Genomic DNA, 20,590 nt, shown 5'->3' with positions numbered 1-20,590 from the left:
CCTGTTCTTAGTGCACTGCGATACCTTCATCCGCCAAATACTTCTCCCGCTTACGGAGCGCAGTGAACGCTTTCTTGACCAGAACAACCGTCCACAGCACAATTAGCGCATCGATTGCAAGAGAACCGTAATATACGCCGGCCACGCCCATTACCCGAGGCAAAAGCAGCATCACCGGCACATAAAAGACAAGCTGTCTCGCCATGCCGATCAGGGCGGCGGGCTTCCCCCGGTCAATCGACGGGAAAAACGTCATCGCCATAAAAATCGCAGACAGCAGCGGTAGAATCGCCATATACAGCCGGAAATAGAGCAGCTGATCCGCCGCAAACGGCTGATTTGGCATCATTAAGCCCATGACAAATTGCGGTACAGCCATTGACACGATCCAGAAAGGCAGCGTCAGCAGTAGGGAGGCAATGGTAAAGATTTTATAGGCTCCGATCACCCGCTCTTGCTGCCCGGCTCCATAGTTGATGCCAATGACAGGCTGCAGGGCCCGCATGAGGCCAAAAATCGGTGTCAGCAAAAAAGTGAAGACACGATAAACAACGCCGTAAAAAGCGATATCCTGTACGGTACCGTAGCGGGCCAGCGCGTTGAAGACGACGATTCCCTGCACAAGGCTCATGACGACCATAATCAGGGAAGACAGGCCGAGGCCCAAAATTGATTTAATAATGGCGGTATCCCAATAAAAGGCGGAAGCTCTTGTCTTAAACGAAGAGAACCCCCGGCCGAAATAAAGCCAGCCCAGCAGAGCATAGACGAACATCCCTCCATTTGTAGCCCAAGCCGCACCTTCAATACCCAGATCCAGCAGGACGACCAGTACGTAATTAAAAAGCACATCGGCAGCAAGCCCGATACCCATCACCAGAGCGGCGGCTTTCATTTTGCCTTCGGCTCTGACAATCATGTTCGTAGCCAACCCGTAAATCCAGAACAAGGCGCCAAGGACAGTAATGGTGAAATAACGTTCACCCAGCAGCAGCGCCTCTCCTTCTCCTCCCATTAATTGAATCAGCCTGCCAGAAAACAGCAGTCCGCCAATCATGTACACAGCGGTAAAAACAAGCGAAAGGCTGTTCACATGACCCAACAGTCTTTCCTGCTTCGCTTGGTCCTTGCTGCCGATGGCAATGCTTAGCACGGCTCCTGCCCCTACGCCGATCAGCGAGCCGATGCCGGTGCTGATCTGAGTGAGCGGATAGGCGACCGATACGCCGGCAAGTGCCGTCTCCCCGATATAGCGGCCAACGAATACAGCAGCGATGACCGCATTAAGCCCGTACAGCACCATCGCAATTATTGCCGGCCAGGACAGGCGCACCATCACCTTCCACAAATCTCCGTTTAGAATAAATTGCTGCTCCACTCTCTCGGCATTGCTCCCCTTACTCACAGTCTCGCCTCCTTTACGGCGGCTATTTTCCAGCCGCTGGTTCTACTTTGAATCTCCCAAAGCTTGGCGTAAAGGCCGCAGGTCTGAAGCAGTTCCTCATGCCGCCCTTGACTGACCACCCTACCTTTGTCCAGCACGATAATGTTGTCCGAACGGACAACCGTCTTCAGCCGATGGGCAATCATGACGACAGTGCGGCCCTTGACCAGACGGCCGATAGCCCGCTGCATGTCGGCTTCATTCTCCGGATCGAGTGAGGAGGTCGCCTCATCGAGCAAAATAACCGGCGCATTCTTTAAAATTGCCCGGGCAATGGAGATACGCTGCTTCTCGCCGCCCGACAATGTAGAGCCCCCCTCTCCTACGATCGTGTCGTAACCGAGCGGCAGCTTCATAATGAAATTGTGACAGCAGGCTTCCCGCGCCGCGGCTTCGATTTCCTCCTGTGAGGCGTCCTCCCGGCCATAGCGGATATTGTTGCGAATCGTATCCTGAAACAGGTAGACATCCTGAAACACCATGGAAATCTTTTTCATCAGCTGCTCAGGCTCCACTTTACTGTGGTCCATGCCGCCAAACTCTACCCTGCCGCTTTGCGGATCGTAAAAACGTGCAATTAGACGCAGCATCGTGCTTTTCCCGCTACCAGACGGGCCGACGATCGCAGTCAGCGTTCCCTCCCGCATTTCTGCCGACACATCCTGCAGGACAGGTTGCCGGCCATAGCCGAAGGTGACATGCTCAAAACGGATATGATGGCCCGCTCCCGTCTCCTGTCCTCCGCCCATAACGGGTTGCTCCAGCAGGCTTACAATCCGCTCTCCCGCCATGGCATCGTATTTGAAGGCCGGCAGACGCATAATCGCAACCGACAGCGGATCAAAAACACGGGTGCCGACAAGTAAAAACATCGCGAAGGGCGGCACTGTCATATCTCCACCTACAATGTGATACACTCCGACCATTGTGATGAGCGACAGGCCGGTCTCCAGAAAGGCGATCGCAACGAGGAAAAATGGCCCCAGTGCACCTTCCAGCTTTATGCTCTCCCGCATATAGTGGTGGAACGCCCGCTCCAGCCTTTTGAAATTGACGCCGCGCAAATTGTACGCTTTAATCACCTTCATACCGAGCAAATATTCATGCAGACGATTCGACTGCATGATCCGCGCATCGGAATGGCTTTGCCCCAGCTTGCGCTCCAGGCGGGCCACGCCCCATAAGATGAGCAGCGTGACGGGAAAGCCCGCCAGCATCGCGGCCGTCAAGCGCCAGTCGATAAACACCAGTCCGACAAACGCCATCAGCGGAATGACGATGCCGCTAACGAGCTGCGGAAGCACATGAGTCGCCGCATTTTCGGTCTGGGTAAAATCGTTCATCATCGTATGGCCGAGCTCACCGGAGTCCTTCTTGAGCAGAAAGCCAAGCGGCAGCTTGCGGATATGCTCGGCCAGCTCAGTTCGGCCGTCTGCCGATGCCTCATAGGCCCCGCGAAAGACTGCCCGGTATGCTTGCCGTTCAGCGGCAAACACAAGTCCCAGGAGCAACAGCATCCCTCCCCAGGCAAGCCATAGCCCCTGCATAGGTAGTGCGGTGTTCCCGTCCGCAAAGCTCTCGTAGATCATTCTGACCGCCAGCGTCATGCAGCCGAAGGGAAACAGATTGGCCAGGTTGGCGAGTACGGTCCAGATAATCGGCTTGAGCATTTTCCCCGGATTGCCTGCCGTAATGGCATGCAGCCGCTTCATCATCGCGCCCGTACCTCCTCTCTATGCTGTGGTTGATCGATTTCCCAGCCAACAGCCATGGTATAGGCATCCCACATGTTGCGATACAGGCCTCCGCGGCCAAGCAGTTCAGCATGCGTACCGGTATCGCTGATTTCGCCGTCCTTCAACACGATAATCCGGTTCGCCTCACAAATGGTCGTCAAACGATGGGCGATGATGAGTACCGTCTTCCCGGCAATGAGCTGCTGAAGAGCAAGCTGCATCTGATATTCATTTTCCGGGTCGGCATAAGCCGTCGCTTCGTCCAGTACAAGAATAGGCGCATTTTTCAAAATCGCCCGCGCCACCGACACCCGCTGCTCCTCCCCGCCGGACAGATACACCCCGCCTTCGCCGATCAGCGTATCATACCCTTGTGGCAGATCCTCGATAAAGCTGTGACACTGGGCCGCCCGTGCCGCAGTCTTCACCTCCTCCGCCGTCGCCGACGGACACCCGACCAGAATGTTGTTGTACAGCGTATCCGAGAACAGGAAGGTATCCTGAAACACGAACGACATCTTGTCCATCAATTTCTCCGTTGGGATAGACCGCACATCCACCCCGCCGAGAGAGATGCTACCCTGCTGGACATCCCAGAAACGCGGGATGAGCTGGGCCACGGTCGATTTACCGGAGCCGGACGGACCGACAAGAGCTGTGATTTCTCCCTGATGGGCCGTAAAGCTAAGCCCTCTCAGCACATTCACTCCGCCTCCACCACCATACGAAAAAGTAACGTCACGAAACTGCACATCATAGGAAGCCGGAGTCTGCGGCGCATCCGGCTCAGCCACAGCCTGTTCCGCCAAAATACCGTCAATGCGTCTGACCCCTTCGGCAATGACGTTCATCGTCGAAGCCATATTGTTCAGCTTGAAAATCGGGGTGGAAATCCCCGGCGCCATCACAAGAAACAGCATCAGCGTGGCTGCAAATGCAACGCTGTCCGGCTGCCCATCAATAAGAAACAAGCCGACCGGCAATATAAAGGTGGCCAGCGACAGCACGATGACCTTGAACGAGACGTAGCCGTTTTGAAACTGGTCGGTATACTCAAGACTGAAATCACGGTAGCGAACGATATCCTCATGAAACTTCTGGAAGGAGCGCACCGTCTGCCCGAAAATTTTGATCGACGGCATCCCCTTCACATACTGGATCGAGGAAGCATTGATATTTTCCAGCGCGTCAAAATACTCCTTGAGCCCCCGTTTCGCATTCTCTCCCGCCATCATGGAATATTGCGCCGCAAAGCCGATGATCATCGGGATCGTACAGGCCAGAGCGAACCAGACGTTCAGGGAAAACATGACGATGATCATCGCCGCAATCATTACGGCGGTGCTGATCAGATCAGGCAGCTGATGGGCGATGAACAGTTCGATTTTTTCGACATCCTGCTCGATGTTTTTTTTGATTTTGCCGCTTGCATTTTTGTTGAAATAGCCAAGCGGGAGGCGGCCGATATGCTCGGACAGCTTCACCCGGATGCCATATAAAATGCGGAAGGCGGCGATGTGCGACAGCATGCCGCCGACATACATAAAGAAGTAGCCGAGCAGCATGCCGCTTCCTCCGTAAATCGCCCAGCGTATCATAAACGGCCCGTTTACGGCCGAAATGTCCGCCGCATGGCGCAGCAGCTCGCTCATCACCATGTAGACCGATACGTACGGCACCAGCATCATCATGACGCTGACCGCTGATAAAATCCCCGACCAAGCGAGCAGCGATTTTTTCTCACCAGCCAGCTCCAATAACCTGGGTATCCCCTGCTTTGCCCGTTTGCTCAACGCGACCCTCCCCCTTTCTGTTTAATTCCAGCACATAATCACAGGCCAGCCGGGTTAGAAGCGGGTCATGGGTAATCAGAATGACCGTTTTGTCCGACCAGGCCAGTTTTCTGACCCAGGAGACCACATGAAGCACGCTGTCGCCGTCAAGTCCGCTGGTCGGCTCATCCAGAATAATCAGCTCCGCATCCGAGCAGTAGGCCGCCGCCATCGTTACCCGCTGCTTCTCACCGCCGGACAGGGAGGCCGGATGCCGATCGCGTAATGCGCTTAAGCCAAACGCCTCCATTGCCGCGTACGCCTTACGGCGCAGCGTCTCATCGAGCCGTCGGCCCAGCACCAGCTCATTGCCTACACTGTCGGCATAAAGCTGGTAATCGGCGTCCTGCATGACCAGATAGCTCATCGCACGCCGCCGGCCAGCCGACAATACGGCGCCGTTCTGGGCAATCTTTCCGCTGCGCTGGCGCAACAGGCCGCTCAATATTTTGCCCAGCGTCGTCTTGCCCGCCCCGTTCTCTCCCGTCAATGCGGTTACACTGCCTTTCGGAAGCACAAGATCAATGCCGGCGAGTCCTTCGTCACTGCGATTGTGGCGAAACGAGAGACTGTGCCCCGTCAGGACGGGGGCTGAAGGGGTATCCTGCAACGCCTTGCCTGCAATGTAGGTTTTCACCATATCGGGATGGCGCAGGCCATAAGGCTGCACCTCTTCGTAAGAAAGTGCTGCAAACTGCTGCTTCGTCCATGTTTGCGAAATCCTCCCCTGCTCCATACAGACAAAGGAATCAGCGATTGGCAGCAAGGTGTGCAGCCGATGCTCGCTGATGACGATCGTCGTCCCTTCCCGCTTGAGCGTATCAAGCAGCTCGACAATCGCTATTGTCGCTTGCTCATCCAGATTGGCGGTCGGCTCATCCAAAATAAGCAGAGGCGGAGAAAGCACCGAAGCGGCGGCGATCGCCACCCTCTGCTTCTGTCCGCTGGACAGCCGGGCCAGCTTTCGCTCCAGCAAATGCGCAATGCCGAGCAGCTCAGCTTGCCGTTCAATGCGCTCTAGAATCATCTCCGGCGGCAAACCCAGATTCTCTGCGGAAAAAGCGAGTTCATCCCGGACGTTGTCCATAAAAAACTGGCTGCGCGGGTCCTGAAAGACAACGCCCAGCTTTCGCGTTCGCTCCTCTGGCGGCATCACAGCCGGATTGCTCCCGTCCACAAGCACCTCTCCCATTAATTTGCCCGGATAACAGCTCGGAGCAAGCCCGTTCATCAGCCGCAAAACCGTGCTTTTGCCGCAGCCTGAGCGCCCGCAAAGCACAACACATTGCCCGGAAGAGACCGACAGGGAAATATTCTTTACACCCGACTCCGTCTCAGACTCGCCATCATCCTGACCGTATAGAAACGTTACATTGTTCAGCGTAATCATAGAATACTCCCCCCTGCGGCAACCGTCAGCGCGCCCAGCAGGGCGTAAAGCCCAATCGCCGCAGCATCCATTCCCCGCAGCTTGGCCCGGTGAGTGGTCGAACGATTGTTGACGCATTCGATTCCCCGCAGCTCAGCCGAGGAAGCCAGCTCGGACGACAGCTTCAGACATCTCACCATCAATGGCACAAAATAGCACTCATAGATGACAAGTGGCTGCCTCAAGGCGCTGTGCCAGTGCGGAAAAATACCTCTGGCCCTGATGCCGTCCCGGATTGCGAAAATTTCCATAAGCAGTACGGGGAAGAACCGGATCAGAATGCACAGCATTACCGTAATCGGCTTGGGGCACTTAGCCCGCTCCAGTGCATACATAATACGGCTGGGAGACGTATGTACCAGTACCGCACCAATCATCGCAACCGGAATCATGCGTGAGAAGGTATAAAAAATCAGGCCAAAGCCGGCAGACCGGCCTGCCAGAACGTCTAGCAATACCAATATCGCCAGGTACGCCAGTACAAAATAAACCGCCTTCCTCAGAATGCCGTGACCGAGCATGTAAAATGCACTGAGGCCAACCAAAGCGTGCAGCTGCCAGGGATCGCTCGTCAGTACTAGGAACAGGGTAGCTGCAAATAAAATAATTACATGCGTTCGCGGATCGAGCTGCATCAGACTAATCTCGCCTTTTTAACATGTTTACGGAGCAGCGCATGGCCTAGCAGGCACCCTCCCACAGCCCCGGCGATTGTAATCGCGCACATAATCAGAACCATATAGGGGGTCTCATAGTAATAAAGCATGTCGGCCAGTGCTTCCGGCGAATAGCTTTTCTCAAGTCCGGCTACATACTGCTTCCTGAAAAAGATCAAAGGCACTACGCCGCACATCATGTAGCCCACATAAAACAGGCTGTAGGCGACGGCATTACGCACCGGTTGTCTGTACCCGGCACCTCCCCGGATAATCAGTTCACACAGCAAGCCCGTTATCGCAAAGACAAGCAAATAATAGACTTGGCCAAACGCTACGAAGAATAGTCCGGTTAGCAAGGCACTGAAAAATAGAACTCCCCTTTTGTTGATTTTGCTGGCCATAACCATGTAGATCGGACCGTTGATCAGCGCAATTACGCCGGCACCGATCAAATAATTGATTGGATAGGCAAACATTCCGTTGACTGTAATCACGATCAGCATAACTACATTGAAAATGGCCAGAGTGATAAAGTCCCTCATTTTCCAATTGTTTCTTGCAACATTCCCTTGAGCCTGCAACCCTGTTTGCATAACAATTCCCCCTGAATAGTTGTATAAAATTAGCAAATCCAATATAATCGTAATGATTACGATTATATTCCTTCGTTGATAACCGTAATCATTTCCATTATGATAGTTTTAATGATTATGATTATCATTATCAATTGTGTACCAGCCTGCTTTTTACTTTAATTTCTTCTAAGATGCTTGGTCAATAGAATTGGTTCAATCTCGTCTTTTCCAGATATGTTTTCGTCCGATCCTATTAAAAAAGGGGTATCGTACAATGAAGGATATAATTACAGAAGTTTATCTGCCCTGCTTGGCGGAGACTGGCTTCTGCTTCGATGAAAGATGCAGGCATGGCTGTAAAGCGGGGATTTGCTACACACTTGCCCCTGAAAAGGGGAACGGTTACTTTTGGGCGTATTGCCATCATAATTTGTTTTCTGTATTTGTTCAGGATTTTGTATTTTTTGAAGACCTGCACTTGAAATACCTGCAGCCCGAATATATTTGCCTCAGTTGCTATGATTCGATTTCCGGCGAAGAACTGGAGCCGGGTGGTCAGCTAACATGCAATCATGTTAAGGGGCATATGAGCAGCGGCAAGCTCTATCAAGCGGTCTATCGCAAAAACGTTCCCATCCGTTCGGTAGGAATCGTCATCATCCCCGAGTATTATGAAAATTACATAAATGCAAAATATCCGGGGGAGTACAGAGATTTGCGTACCGCTTTTACCGGGGTGGACGGCATGACCGATTTTCCCGAACTCGCCGTTCTTTTTCGCCAGCTTCGAAACTACCGGGGCTCAGGTATATCGGCCAAGCTGTATTATGAAGGTAAGGTCGCTGAGGCCCTGGCGCTCGTTGTTGAACAAACCCTGCAGGCGAAAGCTGAGCATTCAGCATCAAGCTTATCCAGTCAGGATTTAACCAATTTATCGGCAGTTATGTCTTATATCAACGGAAACTACGCAGCTGATATTCACTTGAATCAACTGGCGAGAATCGCCTGCATGGGCACGACCAAGTTGAAGACTGCATTTAAGCAGGCCAATCATTGCACAATTACGGAGTATATTCAGAAAACGAGAATGAATCATGCCGAAAACCTGCTGACAAATACAGAATATAAAATCAGTCAAATTGCCCAAATGGTCAGCTACAAAAATGCCAGCCGTTTTTGCGAGCTGTTTCGTAAAAGCACAGGGCTGACTCCAAAAGATTACCGCAGAAAAACCCGATCCTACGCTCTGCTGAATATGAATGGAGGAATATAATTATGGCTTCTGTCAAAAAAACGGCATTTCCATGGCTTCTATCCGAACCCGATCATCAAGATACCCTGCGTATATTCTGTTTGCCGTATGCGGGCGGGGGCGCGTCGATGTACCGTGGCTGGGAGCAGGAACTGCCCGCACGGGCAGGCATGTATCCGATTCAACTTCCCGGACGGGAACAGCGGATGGCTGAAATACCCTATACTGAAATGGCCGCACTTACTCAAGCAATTGCTGAAGCGATTGCTCCTTATCTGCAAACTCCATTTATATTGTTCGGGCACAGCCTGGGCGCCCGGATCTCATTTGAGCTTGCCTGCCTGCTACGGCGCAATCCGGGCCTTCAGCCTTGCTGCCTTATTGTTTCAGGCAGCCGCGCTCCGCACCTCCCTGAACCAAGGCCTCTCCACAAGCTGCCGGATGAAGCGTTTGTGCAGGAGCTGCGCCGCTTTTCCGGTACGCCGGAGACACTGCTCCAAAACAAGGAGCTCATGGACCTGTTTCTACCGACCTTGCGTGCGGACTTCACGCTGGACGAGACATACAACTATTCGGAAGAAGCCAAGCTGGACTGTCCCATTTTGGCATTTGCCGGTACAAAGGATCCTGAAGCGAGCCGGGAAGAAATGGAGGCGTGGAGCGGCTGTACCCATGGAGCGTTTACACTTGACATGATCGAAGGCGATCATTTTTTTATCAAATCGAATAAAGCTCCCCTGCTGACCACGCTGGCCGCTATCATTCGGGACCATATGGAGTCAGAGGCATGAGCTTGCAGTCATTTCGATCTTGAAAGCTGATCAAGCCTTTGGGGTAGACGGGCCTTCTCTGTTACCGTTCGTGCCGCCGCTGCGCAGTGATGAAATCCATGTCTGGAACGCCTCCGTAGGGCCGCTTCGGTATCACTTTGAGCAATGGGAGCAAATCCTTTCGCCGGAGGTTATCTCCTTTAAGCTTGCTGCCTACGGAAAACCCGAGCTGCAAGGCCCTGGAACAGGGCGGCGCCCTCCAGTTTAACCTGTCCCATTCGCAGGACATCATAGTTGCCGCCTTCTGCCCCTCGCACCAGCTCGGTGTTGATGTGGAGCAGATTCGGCCTATAGCTGATTACGAGCAGCTGACAAGCCATTTTTCTCACCCGCTGGAAATGGCGGCTTTACAGCGGCTGCCCCCCCTTCTAATAACATTTTTCTTTAATCTCAAATTCCCAGATGTATCCTACAAAAAAGTCAAAAAGCAACTTATCCGCAGACAAGTCGCTTTTTGAACGCTGTAATCTTCTCTATTCATCACTCTTTAAGAGAACCTACTACAATTCCTGTAACAAAATATTTTTGCATAAAAGGGTAAATTAAGAGCAGCGGCAATGTTGAGACAACGATTTTGGCGGCATTTAGTGTCCGGTTCGAAATCTTGGCGTATTCGATCAGCTTTTGCGGATCGGTTATATTTTGCGCGTCTACGCTGAGCTGCTGGATATAAGTCTGCAACGGATAGTTTGACGTCTTATTTATATACACCAGAGCACCGAAATAATCATTCCAATGCCCAACAATCGTGAACAGCGTTACCGTAGCAATTGTAGGCAACACCACAGGCACGTATATGGTTGAGAGAATTCTCCACTGCGAAGCCCCATCAATGGTTGCAGCTTCCTCCAAGGATTTGGGTACTGCCCGGAACGCGTTCATCAATAGAATGACATTCCCGACCGCCACGGCTCCCGGCAGAATCAGAGCCCAGATGGAATCGAGGAGATGAAGCCCTTTGACTACCATAAAGGTTGGAATTAGCCCCCCGGAGAACAGCATGGCGATAATCACAATATTCATGTACACCTTCTGCGCCCGGAATTGTTTTGAGCTTTTGGATAACGGATAAGCGGCCAGAATCATCAGACTCATGTTGACGATCAAACCAAGGACAACCCGCTCTACCGAAATCATAAATGAGCGCCAGAACTGGCTGTCCGAGAATAGCTTCTCATAGGAACTGAACGTAGGATGAACCGGAAAAATACTTACCATGTTGGCAGAAACCGCTGCGTTGTCACTGAACGAAATGGCAACCAGATTAATTAAAGGGATCAGGCAGGACAAAGTGAGAGCTAACAGCAATATCCAGATCATGATGTCCGCAATTCGGCTTTTTGTGGAATGCGCGTAAATGGAAAACACCTCCCTCTTTAGAAAATTCGGTAATCTGTTAACTTTTGAGCTAGCTTATTGGCAGAAAGAATGAGGACGATTCCGACAACAGACCGCAAGAGTCCGATGGCTGTACCCAAGCTGTATTGTCTCTCCACTAAGCCTACCCGGTATACATAAGTGTCAATAATATCGGAAGTTGCGTAAACCAAGGGATTATAAAGATTGAAAATTTGGTCAAAACCGGCATTGAGTACATTGGGCAAATTTAAAGTCGTAACAAGTAATATGGTAGGCATCAAGCCGGGCAAAGTCACATACCACAGTTGTTTAAAACGATTGGCTCCGTCGATGGAAGACGCCTCATAAAGTCCCGGATCAATAGCCGTCAATGAGGCTAAGTATATGATGGAGCCATATCCAAACCCTTTCCACACATCAGTCAGCACCAGCATAGGTCTAAACCAATGATTGCTGGCCATAAACAAAACCGGATCAATGCCAAGCCATCCCAATAATGCGTTGACCGGACCTTCGTACGAAAAAATATTCATCACGACTGTAGCCAATACGGCCCAGGAAAGAAAATTAGGCAAATAAACAACGGTCTGCATAAACTTTTTGGCAAAACGTAGGCGGATTTCATTTAACAATAAGGCGAATACAATCGAAACAAAGGTTCCCACAACAATTTTCCATATGGCAATTACCATTGTGTTGATTAAAATCTGCCTGCTGTCGGGAATTTGAAACATAAACTTGAAATTATCAAGTCCCACCCATGCTGATCCGCTGATACCCTTGGCCGGAATGTAATTTTGAAAAGCCATTACGATGCCGAACATCGGTATGAAGGAGAAAATAATCAAGAATACCATACTCGGTGCGAGCATAAGGTGGAACGCAGATTGGTCTTTTTTATTTTTCATCAAGAATCATCTCTTTCAGCATCATTTGGAGGTGAGTGCTTCGTTGACTTCCTTTGTAATCGTATCGCCGCCGGTTTTTTTCCAGCTGCTCACAAAACTATCAAATTCATCAGGGGCTTGCTCTCCGGTAATGATCTTCAAATACATTTCAAGCTCCATTTTGGTCAATGTCGGCAACTTCAGCGCCATGGAAGGCGTTGTTCCAAAAAAGATAGGGTTAATCTCCTTGACCTTTGAATTCTTGACCAGGTTGGCAGTCGTGATACTCGAAGTATACCCGGCCCACGCGGTCGGGTCCGGCTTCTCTCCGTTTTTTACACTGTCCAAATATTTCTTGTAGGAGCGATAGGAGTTCTTATCACTGTTGCTGAGCAATTTGCTGCTGTCACCAGTCTTTAGCGCATCCTCATAAATCCCGACATTACGGTAAAATGCATCATAGTAATCGATATTAATGGCCAGCGGAGAGCCTCCGATATTATTGCTGCTGTAGTCCTCAAACTGCTTCAAAACGGTTGTGTCCTTTTCCAGATAACGCTGGTAATCAAACTGAAGGCTGGCCATTTTTACAGCAACCTCCGGATGCTCGAACCCCTTCCGAACCACAAGGTAACTACTCGCAGGATTGCCGGTGAACATCGTAACTGAGCCATCCTCCGATTGCGGTGCCACATAGGAAACCCACTTGGCATCCGGGTTCAGCTTAAGCGTATCCGCCACCGTCCAGCTTCCCCACCAGTTGTCCATGAACGAACCGCTCTTTCCGCTGGTAAGCAGCGCCTTTCGGTCGTCGGATGTCCGCACGGCAAATTGTTGGTCAATCAATTTCTTGTTGTATAGATCCGCCAGCTTTGCAAGGGCAGGTTTCATTTCAGGCTGCACGGAACCATAAGCCGCCTTGCCGCTTCCATCCTTAATCCACTGTTTTGGGAAAGCGCCATACAGCGCAAAAATGTTATTCAATTCATATTGCCCCCCGGATATTCCGGCGACATTTTCATTATCGACCACAAGACCGACCGTTTTTCCGGCTCCATTGCCGCCGGGATCTTTCTCTACAAATTGAGTAATAATATTTTCTACATCATCCATCGTTTTGGGCTCGGAGAGGCCCAGTTTGTCCATCCAGTCTTTACGCAACCAAAGCACACCCGGGCCGTGAGAAATTTCGGTAGTGGGCAGCGCCATTATTTTATCATCAAATCTGGCGGTCTCCAGGACACGGCCATCATAGGAATCGTAAATCTCCTTGATCCGGTCGCTGGCACAGTTTGTATAAGCATCCGTCAAATCCGCAATCAGATCGTTCTCATAGAGCTGTTGCAGGGTGGTCTGGTCGGAAACCACCATGATGTCGGGAATAGTGCCCCCTGCAATGGCCATCGAAACCTTTTGAACGTAATCTGTGCCGTCATTCGCTTCAAATGCAACTTCGTTTTGCACGTTGAGTTTATCTTTAAAATACCTCGTCCACACATTGTTGGTGGAATTATCCCCCTCATAAGCTGTCCCCTCAAGCGGCGTATAACTAGTTGCTGTCGCTCCAACCGTATAGTTAACGGTTTCAGGATAGGCTTCATAAGGTGTTGTCATGGCTTTCTTCCATGCCGGATCATTCAAATTGACCGCAGAATCTTTGGTGGTATTGTTGGAATTGGAGTTTTGACAGCCTGCGAGAGAAGCGGATAAAAGCGCTGTCAACAAGATAGAAGCAGACTTTTTAACTGTCGATTTCATTACATAATCCCCCTTAATTGATAAGAACGAAAGCCCATATTGTTTTGCATCTTCATTGTAGAACTATGGCCATTTGACCGTATACGCAAATAAATTGCGTTTTACACAAATATATAACTCACTTTAAGCAACATGTTTTGCCCGCTGATTGAATTCATTTAAACCATGGTACAATCAAAATGAATTACTGGGTTTGGCATACTGCGCTTGGAGAGGACGACCGAAATGTTAAGCATATTAGTAGTAGATGACCAAAGGGAAGAACGGGAGGGTATCGAATTTCTCATTCATGAACTGGGGTTTCCCCTCCATGTTCTAACGGCGGAAAACGGACGAAAGGCTCTCGATTATTTAGAGCATAAGTCTGTAGATATCCTCTTTACTGATGTTAGAATGCCATTAATGGATGGACTGCAGCTTTCAAAAAAAGCTTTAAGCCTTCAATCCAGCTTGAAAGTTATTCTGTTCAGCGGCTTCGCCGAATTTGAATATGCAAAAACGGCCATCTCCCTTGGTGTCTCGGAATATCTCCTCAAACCGATCAATGTTGAAGCCTTTCAAAATACCATGCAAAAAGTAATGGATCAGTTAATGGACCAAAAACAGGAAAATGCCGCTTCGCAAATTAAACAAGGTTATGTTAAGAAACATGTGCTTTTTAATCTGGTTAACGGCTTGGGAATGCCGTCCTCTATAAAGGATGTTTCGTTCGGTCTGCCCAATCATTATCATGGAATGGTTTTGATGGAATTTGAAAAGAATTTTTTTGAGAATGTCGAACCGGATTTCGAGGAATTTATCTTGTCTTTGTTAGAGGGGGAGATTGATTACTTAAATCTAAATGATTGTCAAAGTCTGCTGCTGTTTTCCCAGCGTCAATCATGGTCTTTCTCTTCATCCCATGAATTAGGCATGCATATACGAGACAGCATACTAAAGAAATATAAAGTGAATTGCTACCTTGCTATTCATGATGAAATCACTATGTTACCGGATCTTTCAACGGCTCTGATCCAATTAGATCAACTGATGGAATACCGGTTCTTCTCAGCGGATTTTTTTGTATTTGATGTCAAAAAAGATTTTTATTTTGCTGATGATATGCTCCCCGAACTATCAGATAATGATTTATTAGACAAAATCAGAAGTGATTTGATGGCTAGAGATTTTTTTAGTCTTAGAGCCAATACAGATTTATTGTATCAAAAATATGCGAAGCAGCTTCAATTTTCACAATTATATGTCAAGTATATGTTCTCCTCTTTGTATCAGGAAATTATGACTTATTCAGCACCTATTCCTGAAATAGAGCTCTGCCGGGGAATCGAAAAACTATACAAAACAGAAGAATTAAAGGAAATAAAAGAAATCATATTTGAAGGAATTGCCCGTCTTGAGCAAGAGTACAGCAGTTCGGAATTTTTAAATCGGGATATTGCCTCTGTAAAGCAGTACATCGGGGATCATTACGGCGAGGATTTGAGTTTGGAGCTTCTTGCTGCAAAGGTACATTTGTCTCCCCATTATTTAAGTTCAATTTTCAAAAAAAATACGGGAAACGGATTAAATAAGTATATTAAAAATGTTCGTATGAAAGTAGCGAAAGACTTGCTGATGCAGACACATCTAAAAGTATCGGACATTTGCTATACAGTGGGATTCCAAAACGTTTCTTATTTTTGCCAAAATTTCAGAGATTTTTTCGGGCAAACTCCTGAGAAATTTAGACAGTTGAATCAGAAATAGACTCAACTTGGGAGAGGAATAGCATGCAGATATGGCGGGCTTTTAAACAGAGAATTGGTGACTTTCGATTTCAAACCAAAATAAAGCTTTCTTTTTTACTGGTAAGTATGATTCCTGTGATTGTTCTCGGAAGTTTTTGCTTCTCAAAAACCAGGTCACTCTTAGTGCAGCAGGCAAAAGCCGATCTAAATGCCACATTAACTCAAAGTGTCTTAGCTGTAAACAATCAACTAGATGTTTATAATAAATTCATGAACTTTCTGAGCTTCAATCAAGAAATTGTAAATGCTGCCAACAACACTTATACCAGTGAATATGAAATGTATGATCAGTTAACTAACGTAATCGATCAAAACTTCTATACCGCACGTTACTTAAATCCTGGAGTAGAACAAATCACGCTTTATACTGGGACTAATTTACCTCAACACGGAAACACCGTAATCCCTATTAATGAAATAAAGAGAACCTCCTGGTACCCGAATGTAATGAAATCGGTTGATGTTCTTTGGTCTGCCAGTGAAAAAAACATATACAGTGTCCGCAGAATCCTTAGCACGAAACAGAGAAACCCCAAAGATAATATTCTATTTGCACGGGTTAACTATGATAAGCTATTCAAAACTTTTGAGCCCCTCCAATCTCACGGCTCGGAGATTATTATATTGGACTCCAGCGGAAATACTGTCTATTCCTCGAGAGCCAACCGTGAAAACCCGGATTTTCCGGTTACCGCTAAGCTGCATTGGCATGGTGAGAGCTACACCGTCTTGTCTTCTACTGTCCAGCTTGCGGGATGGAACGTATATTTATATAAGCCGACAAGTCTAATCACAAAGTCCGCATGGTGGATTGCCTTGATCGTCCTGTTGATGATTGCCGCCTGCATCGCGGCAGTTGTCGTGGCGGGCACTCTCTTTTCTCGTAGAATTATGTTGCCTATTCATCGGCTGCATAAAAGCATGAAGCTTGTCGGAGAAGGGAATTTGGATATTAAAGTCTCTAGCGAGTCTAAAGATGAAATTGGTGATCTGATCAGAGGATTTGGAAATATGGTGGGGAAAACCAAAACTCTTATTGATACTGTGTATGTGGCAGAAATCGCACGCAAGGAATATGAGATGAAAGCTCTGCAGGCGCAAATCAACCCTCATTTCCTTTACAATTCCCTCTCTATAATTAATTGGAGAGCACTGCGAATCCATGCGACGGATATTAGTGAAATGGCACAGCTTTTATCAACATTTTATCGTACAACTCTCAATAAGGGGGAGAATCTTATATTGGTTTCGGATGAAATTCTTAATGTGCAGTCCTATATTAATATCCAATTGATTATGCACAGCAATAATTTCAAAGTGGACTATCAGATTGATGACTCCATTCTTTCTTGCCTTATGCCCAATCTGATGCTCCAACCTTTAGTTGAAAATGCGATCATTCATGGAATTGAAAACCGTGGAGACGGTGATGGAATAATACATCTCTCAGCCAAGAAAGAAGAGCAAAGTATTGTTCTGCAGATCACTGACAATGGGGTTGGAGTGGAGCAAGAGCAGCTTGTTCTTTTGCTTAAATCTCAATCTAAAGGGTATGGACTTAAAAATGTAAATGATCGGGCGGTTCTAATGTACGGCGAGCAGTATGGACTAACGATCCATAGTATTGTCGGGGAAGGGACTCAAATCACACTCAAAATTCCTTATGGCGAACTTAAAGTATAACCCTGGCTCAAAGTATCTTCCCCGGTGTTATGATAAACTATTTATTAAATTTATTTTCTATATCTTTAGCAAATTTCTCGCCCTCATCGGCTAAATGTTTTCTCATAAAGAATCCGCCAAAACCATTTATCCATGCTGCAAAAGCCAGTAGCCGGGATGGAAAGTCCGCTCCAATCGTACAACTAAGTTCGCAAGAGTAGTTATCAATTGGAGTGACCTTCATTTCCCATGGAACTCCAACAACGGCTGGTATCCATCGGTATATATATGCTTTTGTCCTGTCAGAGTAGAAACGCAAATGATCCTCTGTGTGGTCTTTTAATTGATAGTGCTGAACAATCATTTCATTCCCCATATTTTCCACATTAACCATATAGAATTCCCCATCTTCAAAATAACTGCCCATTGCCTTGTGACCTTTTGAAAATGATTCATATTCAGCTGGAGTCATCTCAGTTACCCATTTGTACAAATCCACATTTTTAGCAGCAATCTGCAATTTAAATTTCTTTGTCATTCGCATGTTCATTAGCCTTCTTTCCTGTGATTTTTCCTGTGAGTTCATCATGCCAGTTCATAATCATTTGATAATATTCTTTGCCAAACATCAACGTCGCGTGCTCATACCCCCCCATCTCATGACCGTGTTGCTCTTCTATCAAGGCAAGCTTGTTATATTCACTGGCGACAGTGGTTTGAAAGCTGGCAATCAATCGAACAACCTCAAGATCCTCAAGATATTTATAGAAGAAAAGCTTATTCAAATACTCATAATTAAAAGGGGAAAAAGTACAGGGTGTTTTTAACCATTCTATAAATTCACTCTTCCCTCTTTCCGTGATACCATATGATTTTTTAAATCTGCCTTCCTCTACCACTTCTTCAAACTTGATAAGCTCCCCCTTTTCCATTTTTTTCAGCATAGGATATATGCTTCCGAAGCTGGCATCAATAAAGTTGGAAGTACTTAACGTCATCTTCTGCTTGATTTCATATCCTGTCATATCCTTTTCGCAGAGAAACCCAAGTATTACGTAAATCAACATAAAATCCATCCCTTCTTAAAAAACTTATATATACAAGCGATATATATCGTTTCGATACATTAAACTTAAAGGCTGATGATCGATTTGTCAATAGGGTATGCGGAATTTTATTTAGTAAGCTTATTTTAGCTACGCTGGACAAGAAACAAAGAATGACGTACTACGCTTTCAATCTAAACAAAAAAATCCAAAAGGATGTTATCCCTTTAGATTTCTCAAAGTAAACTGCAATTTTCAACATCTCTATCGCTTCGCTTTATAAACTCATGGTACATCAGCGCCCGCTTCTCTATCCGTGACACATAACTGCGACTAGTGCCGAGATCCTTGGCGATCTCCCGGTACATCCTCGATCACAAGCAAAACAAGAGGTTTCATATGAACTGGATATTCCTGGCATTAAACCCACCATTAGAAGAACCAACATCACTATTAAAAATCCACTTAAGAAATCCCTCTCCAAAAAATTGTAAAAGTAGTGTCAAGTAATTCTTCGTAAGCTTGATTCGGCTCATATATTATTTTCGCTAAGAGACCATCCCAAATAATGAGAAAAGCCATCGAACTTTCTTCTGTGGAAAAGGTAGTATCTACTTGACTAAAAGCTGATAAAATCTCCCTCTTAACAACATGTAGATACTTGTTGTACTCAGAAGCTACAAAATTCTTCAATTCAAATGGTGCCATATAGGCAGTCATCTGCAAAAATACCACATGGGCTTGTTGTTGAGACCGCACTTTGAATTCTGATAAAAATTTATATAGTTGCTCTTTGATCGAAAGATCTTTGTGCTGTTGAAAAAATGCTTCTACGTACTTTATTTCCTTTTCCACGACTTCAGTATAGAGTTCAATAACTAACTCTTTCTTTGATGGATAGTAATAAGATAGTGACTGCTTTTTTATACATGCTTCTGTTGCAATATGTGCCATTTTGACACCTTCATAGCCAAATTTATTTAAGTGTAAAATTGCTATTTCTTTAATCTGATCCTTCATAGTGCTCACCTTTATTTGATCATATTTTTTCTGAATTTATAAACAGTATACATCATTAAGAAAAAAATATAACAAATCATTGCTACTAGAAATACCGCCTGATAGGAATATTTCGCCGCTAATAATCCAAGTAATACTGCTCCACCGCCAATACCAATATCAAAAAAATTATAGAAACTAGCCATCGCATCTTCATGCTGGTGCTCTTCTACTAAATTCAAGCACCATGTTTGAATGGCCGGAAAAATTGCTCCAAATCCAAAACCATATAGAAATGCAGCAATAAAGAATGAGGGATTAGAATCAGCATTAAATAGTACAAAGAAACCTAAGAGACTTAGAATTGCACCAGGTATCAAAATAATACTTGGACCATATTTATCAAATAAACTGCCCGAGAAGAAGCGTACAATAAAACTAGCTATTGCTATTGTAAAGAAAAATAAACCGACCTGTTCAAAATTTTTATCAAGTGCATAAAGTGATAAATAAGACATTATACCCGATGCTGCAAACCCAGTGAAAAACACCAAAAAAGAAGGAAAAAACACACGTTTTTCGAATAACTTCACACGCACCTCTTGTAATGGCACTTCTTCTGTTACTTTTCGTTTCACTAAAAATATCGACATGATGGATAGTAACAGAATAGCCATCCCTCCTAAAAATAGACGCTGATAACCATAGAGATCAAGTAACATAATACCAATCATGGGACCAATTGATATCGCAACAGTTTCACCTACACCAAAGTAACCAATACCCTCTCCACGGCGTTCCTTTGGAATAACTTCGGCTACAATTGTTGCAAAATAGGTTGATGCTAGTCCAAATCCGGCACCATTCACTAAACGGATCGCCACTAATATCGACACATTTGGAGCAAGATAATAAGCCCCCGTAGTTAGTGTGCAAATCGCTACACCAATAATGAGTAAATACTTCTTGTTTATTTTTGTAGCAAGTACCCCAGCAAAAATACGTACCAAAATAGCAGACAGGGTGAAGCTACCCGTTACAAGTCCAATTTGAGCTGCATCTCCACCAATCGTTCTAACAAACAGTGGCAATGTTGGAAGCATCATCTCAAATACCATAAAGAGTAAAGCATTTGAAACCATAAGAAAAACATAAGGTAATGACCAGAGCTTTTCCGAACTCATTTTTTTATAAGTTTGGACTTCTTGTTGCATAGTATTTTCAAACCTCCAATTATAAGAATGTCTGTAATTTTACCTGATCGCGGTCAGAATATCAATGCTTATTATACAAGGTAATAATTAATTATTTGTCTGACCAAGGTAACAAATCTTC

18 protein-coding genes and 1 pseudogene are annotated in these 20,590 nt (G+C 46.6%); 5 read left to right on the top strand and 14 right to left on the bottom strand.

Annotated elements, in window-relative coordinates; genetic code table 11:
• Positions 1-7: 7 nt before the first annotated feature.
• Genes MHI45_RS27025 through MHI45_RS27000 form a run of 6 tightly spaced genes read right to left on the bottom strand, consistent with a single transcriptional unit; the run spans position 8 to position 7,693 of the window.
• Positions 8-1,405 carry an MATE family efflux transporter gene (locus tag MHI45_RS27025; RefSeq protein WP_341119712.1) on the bottom strand — a complete coding sequence of 466 codons (1,398 nt, stop codon included), beginning with the start codon at positions 1,403-1,405 and terminating at the stop codon, positions 8-10.
• The gene (locus MHI45_RS27020) at positions 1,402-3,159 is read right to left on the bottom strand and encodes an ABC transporter ATP-binding protein (RefSeq protein WP_340894088.1); all 1,758 of its coding nucleotides are present in this window, start codon (positions 3,157-3,159) and stop codon (positions 1,402-1,404) included. The genes MHI45_RS27025 and MHI45_RS27020 overlap by 4 nt, the downstream gene beginning before the upstream one ends.
• Entirely contained in the window at positions 3,156-4,865 is a 1,710-nt protein-coding gene (locus MHI45_RS27015) for an ABC transporter ATP-binding protein (protein WP_445667523.1), read from the bottom strand. Before MHI45_RS27015 ends, MHI45_RS27020 begins: the two co-directional genes overlap by 4 nt.
• Positions 4,866-4,920: 55 nt before the next feature.
• Positions 4,921-6,402, bottom strand: a complete 1,482-nt coding sequence (locus tag MHI45_RS27010; protein WP_341119710.1) for an ABC transporter ATP-binding protein — start codon at positions 6,400-6,402, stop codon at positions 4,921-4,923.
• Entirely contained in the window at positions 6,399-7,076 is a 678-nt protein-coding gene (locus MHI45_RS27005) for an energy-coupling factor transporter transmembrane component T family protein (protein WP_340894092.1), read from the bottom strand. Before MHI45_RS27005 ends, MHI45_RS27010 begins: the two co-directional genes overlap by 4 nt.
• The gene (locus MHI45_RS27000; RefSeq protein ID WP_341119709.1) at positions 7,076-7,693 is read right to left on the bottom strand and encodes an MptD family putative ECF transporter S component; all 618 of its coding nucleotides are present in this window, start codon (positions 7,691-7,693) and stop codon (positions 7,076-7,078) included. The genes MHI45_RS27005 and MHI45_RS27000 overlap by 1 nt, the downstream gene beginning before the upstream one ends.
• Positions 7,694-7,949: 256 nt before the next feature.
• Between MHI45_RS27000 and MHI45_RS26995 the strand changes: the two genes are divergently transcribed.
• From MHI45_RS26995 to MHI45_RS26985, 3 genes are read left to right on the top strand one after another with little or no spacing between them, the layout of a single operon-like run.
• A complete protein-coding gene (locus tag MHI45_RS26995) occupies positions 7,950-8,948 on the top strand; it encodes a helix-turn-helix transcriptional regulator (RefSeq protein WP_340894094.1) in 999 nt (332 codons plus the stop codon).
• Positions 8,949-8,950: 2 nt separating this feature from the next.
• The gene (locus tag MHI45_RS26990) at positions 8,951-9,718 is read left to right on the top strand and encodes a thioesterase II family protein (RefSeq protein ID WP_340894095.1); all 768 of its coding nucleotides are present in this window, start codon (positions 8,951-8,953) and stop codon (positions 9,716-9,718) included.
• 19 nt (positions 9,719-9,737) lie between these two features.
• Positions 9,738-9,965 carry a hypothetical protein gene (locus tag MHI45_RS26985; RefSeq protein ID WP_340894097.1) on the top strand — a complete coding sequence of 76 codons (228 nt, stop codon included), beginning with the start codon at positions 9,738-9,740 and terminating at the stop codon, positions 9,963-9,965.
• 272 nt (positions 9,966-10,237) lie between these two features.
• Here the strand turns inward: MHI45_RS26985 and MHI45_RS26980 are convergent, their stop codons facing one another.
• Genes MHI45_RS26980 through MHI45_RS26970 form a run of 3 tightly spaced genes read right to left on the bottom strand, consistent with a single transcriptional unit; the run spans position 10,238 to position 13,761 of the window.
• Complete coding sequence (locus tag MHI45_RS26980; RefSeq protein ID WP_052092472.1) at positions 10,238-11,077, bottom strand: carbohydrate ABC transporter permease; 840 nt, start codon at positions 11,075-11,077, stop codon at positions 10,238-10,240.
• A 56-nt stretch (positions 11,078-11,133) separates the two neighbouring features.
• Positions 11,134-12,024: an ABC transporter permease gene (locus MHI45_RS26975; RefSeq protein WP_341119708.1), complete on the bottom strand. Its 891-nt coding sequence runs from the start codon at positions 12,022-12,024 to the stop codon at positions 11,134-11,136.
• A gap of 21 nt (positions 12,025-12,045) precedes the next feature.
• Positions 12,046-13,761 carry an extracellular solute-binding protein gene (locus MHI45_RS26970; RefSeq protein ID WP_341119707.1) on the bottom strand — a complete coding sequence of 572 codons (1,716 nt, stop codon included), beginning with the start codon at positions 13,759-13,761 and terminating at the stop codon, positions 12,046-12,048.
• Between the two features lie 225 nt (positions 13,762-13,986).
• Between MHI45_RS26970 and MHI45_RS26965 the strand changes: the two genes are divergently transcribed.
• Both MHI45_RS26965 and MHI45_RS26960 read left to right on the top strand, forming a co-directional pair.
• On the top strand, positions 13,987-15,507 hold the full coding sequence (locus MHI45_RS26965; protein WP_341119706.1) for a response regulator transcription factor: 1,521 nt from the start codon (positions 13,987-13,989) through the stop codon (positions 15,505-15,507).
• A gap of 23 nt (positions 15,508-15,530) precedes the next feature.
• Positions 15,531-17,231: a sensor histidine kinase gene (locus tag MHI45_RS26960; protein ID WP_341119705.1), complete on the top strand. Its 1,701-nt coding sequence runs from the start codon at positions 15,531-15,533 to the stop codon at positions 17,229-17,231.
• A 37-nt stretch (positions 17,232-17,268) separates the two neighbouring features.
• On the opposite strand, the gene MHI45_RS26955 is transcribed toward MHI45_RS26960, so the two are convergent.
• From MHI45_RS26955 to MHI45_RS26935, 5 genes and pseudogenes are all read right to left on the bottom strand, one after another.
• Positions 17,269-17,754 carry a hypothetical protein gene (locus tag MHI45_RS26955; protein ID WP_341119704.1) on the bottom strand — a complete coding sequence of 162 codons (486 nt, stop codon included), beginning with the start codon at positions 17,752-17,754 and terminating at the stop codon, positions 17,269-17,271.
• Positions 17,732-18,277, bottom strand: coding sequence for a PadR family transcriptional regulator (locus tag MHI45_RS26950; RefSeq protein ID WP_076110458.1), 546 nt, complete (start codon positions 18,275-18,277; stop codon positions 17,732-17,734). Before MHI45_RS26950 ends, MHI45_RS26955 begins: the two co-directional genes overlap by 23 nt.
• A gap of 215 nt (positions 18,278-18,492) precedes the next feature.
• Positions 18,493-18,627: pseudogene (locus MHI45_RS26945) on the bottom strand (sigma factor-like helix-turn-helix DNA-binding protein); the annotation flags it as partial.
• 94 nt (positions 18,628-18,721) lie between these two features.
• The gene (locus MHI45_RS26940) at positions 18,722-19,276 is read right to left on the bottom strand and encodes a TetR/AcrR family transcriptional regulator (RefSeq protein WP_076110457.1); all 555 of its coding nucleotides are present in this window, start codon (positions 19,274-19,276) and stop codon (positions 18,722-18,724) included.
• Positions 19,277-19,287: 11 nt separating this feature from the next.
• Entirely contained in the window at positions 19,288-20,469 is a 1,182-nt protein-coding gene (locus MHI45_RS26935) for an MFS transporter (protein WP_076110456.1), read from the bottom strand.
• Positions 20,470-20,590: the final 121 nt, after the last annotated feature.

This window comes from Paenibacillus sp. FSL H3-0321 (genome assembly GCF_038002865.1).
Classification (GTDB): Bacteria; Bacillota; Bacilli; order Paenibacillales; family Paenibacillaceae; genus Paenibacillus_AQ.
The sequence above is the reverse complement of the archived record's forward strand: the minus strand, read 5'-3'. Positions and strand labels throughout refer to the sequence as shown.

Coding starts and splice junctions, on each gene's coding strand:
- MHI45_RS26940 (WP_076110457.1), bottom strand. CDS start 19,276: ATGAAGGATCAGATTAAAGAAATAGCAATTTTACACTTAAATAAATTT.
- MHI45_RS27015 (WP_445667523.1), bottom strand. CDS start 4,865: ATGCTGGTGCCGTACGTATCGGTCTACATGGTGATGAGCGAGCTGCTG.
- MHI45_RS27000 (WP_341119709.1), bottom strand. CDS start 7,693: ATGCAAACAGGGTTGCAGGCTCAAGGGAATGTTGCAAGAAACAATTGG.
- MHI45_RS26995 (WP_340894094.1), top strand. CDS start 7,950: ATGAAGGATATAATTACAGAAGTTTATCTGCCCTGCTTGGCGGAGACT.
- MHI45_RS26950 (WP_076110458.1), bottom strand. CDS start 18,277: ATGTTGATTTACGTAATACTTGGGTTTCTCTGCGAAAAGGATATGACA.
- MHI45_RS26975 (WP_341119708.1), bottom strand. CDS start 12,024: ATGAAAAATAAAAAAGACCAATCTGCGTTCCACCTTATGCTCGCACCG.
- MHI45_RS26965 (WP_341119706.1), top strand. CDS start 13,987: ATGTTAAGCATATTAGTAGTAGATGACCAAAGGGAAGAACGGGAGGGT.
- MHI45_RS26970 (WP_341119707.1), bottom strand. CDS start 13,761: ATGAAATCGACAGTTAAAAAGTCTGCTTCTATCTTGTTGACAGCGCTT.
- MHI45_RS27010 (WP_341119710.1), bottom strand. CDS start 6,402: ATGATTACGCTGAACAATGTAACGTTTCTATACGGTCAGGATGATGGC.
- MHI45_RS26955 (WP_341119704.1), bottom strand. CDS start 17,754: ATGCGAATGACAAAGAAATTTAAATTGCAGATTGCTGCTAAAAATGTG.
- MHI45_RS27005 (WP_340894092.1), bottom strand. CDS start 7,076: ATGCAGCTCGATCCGCGAACGCATGTAATTATTTTATTTGCAGCTACC.
- MHI45_RS26990 (WP_340894095.1), top strand. CDS start 8,951: ATGGCTTCTGTCAAAAAAACGGCATTTCCATGGCTTCTATCCGAACCC.
- MHI45_RS26935 (WP_076110456.1), bottom strand. CDS start 20,469: ATGCAACAAGAAGTCCAAACTTATAAAAAAATGAGTTCGGAAAAGCTC.
- MHI45_RS26980 (WP_052092472.1), bottom strand. CDS start 11,077: ATGATCTGGATATTGCTGTTAGCTCTCACTTTGTCCTGCCTGATCCCT.
- MHI45_RS26960 (WP_341119705.1), top strand. CDS start 15,531: ATGCAGATATGGCGGGCTTTTAAACAGAGAATTGGTGACTTTCGATTT.
- MHI45_RS27020 (WP_340894088.1), bottom strand. CDS start 3,159: ATGATGAAGCGGCTGCATGCCATTACGGCAGGCAATCCGGGGAAAATG.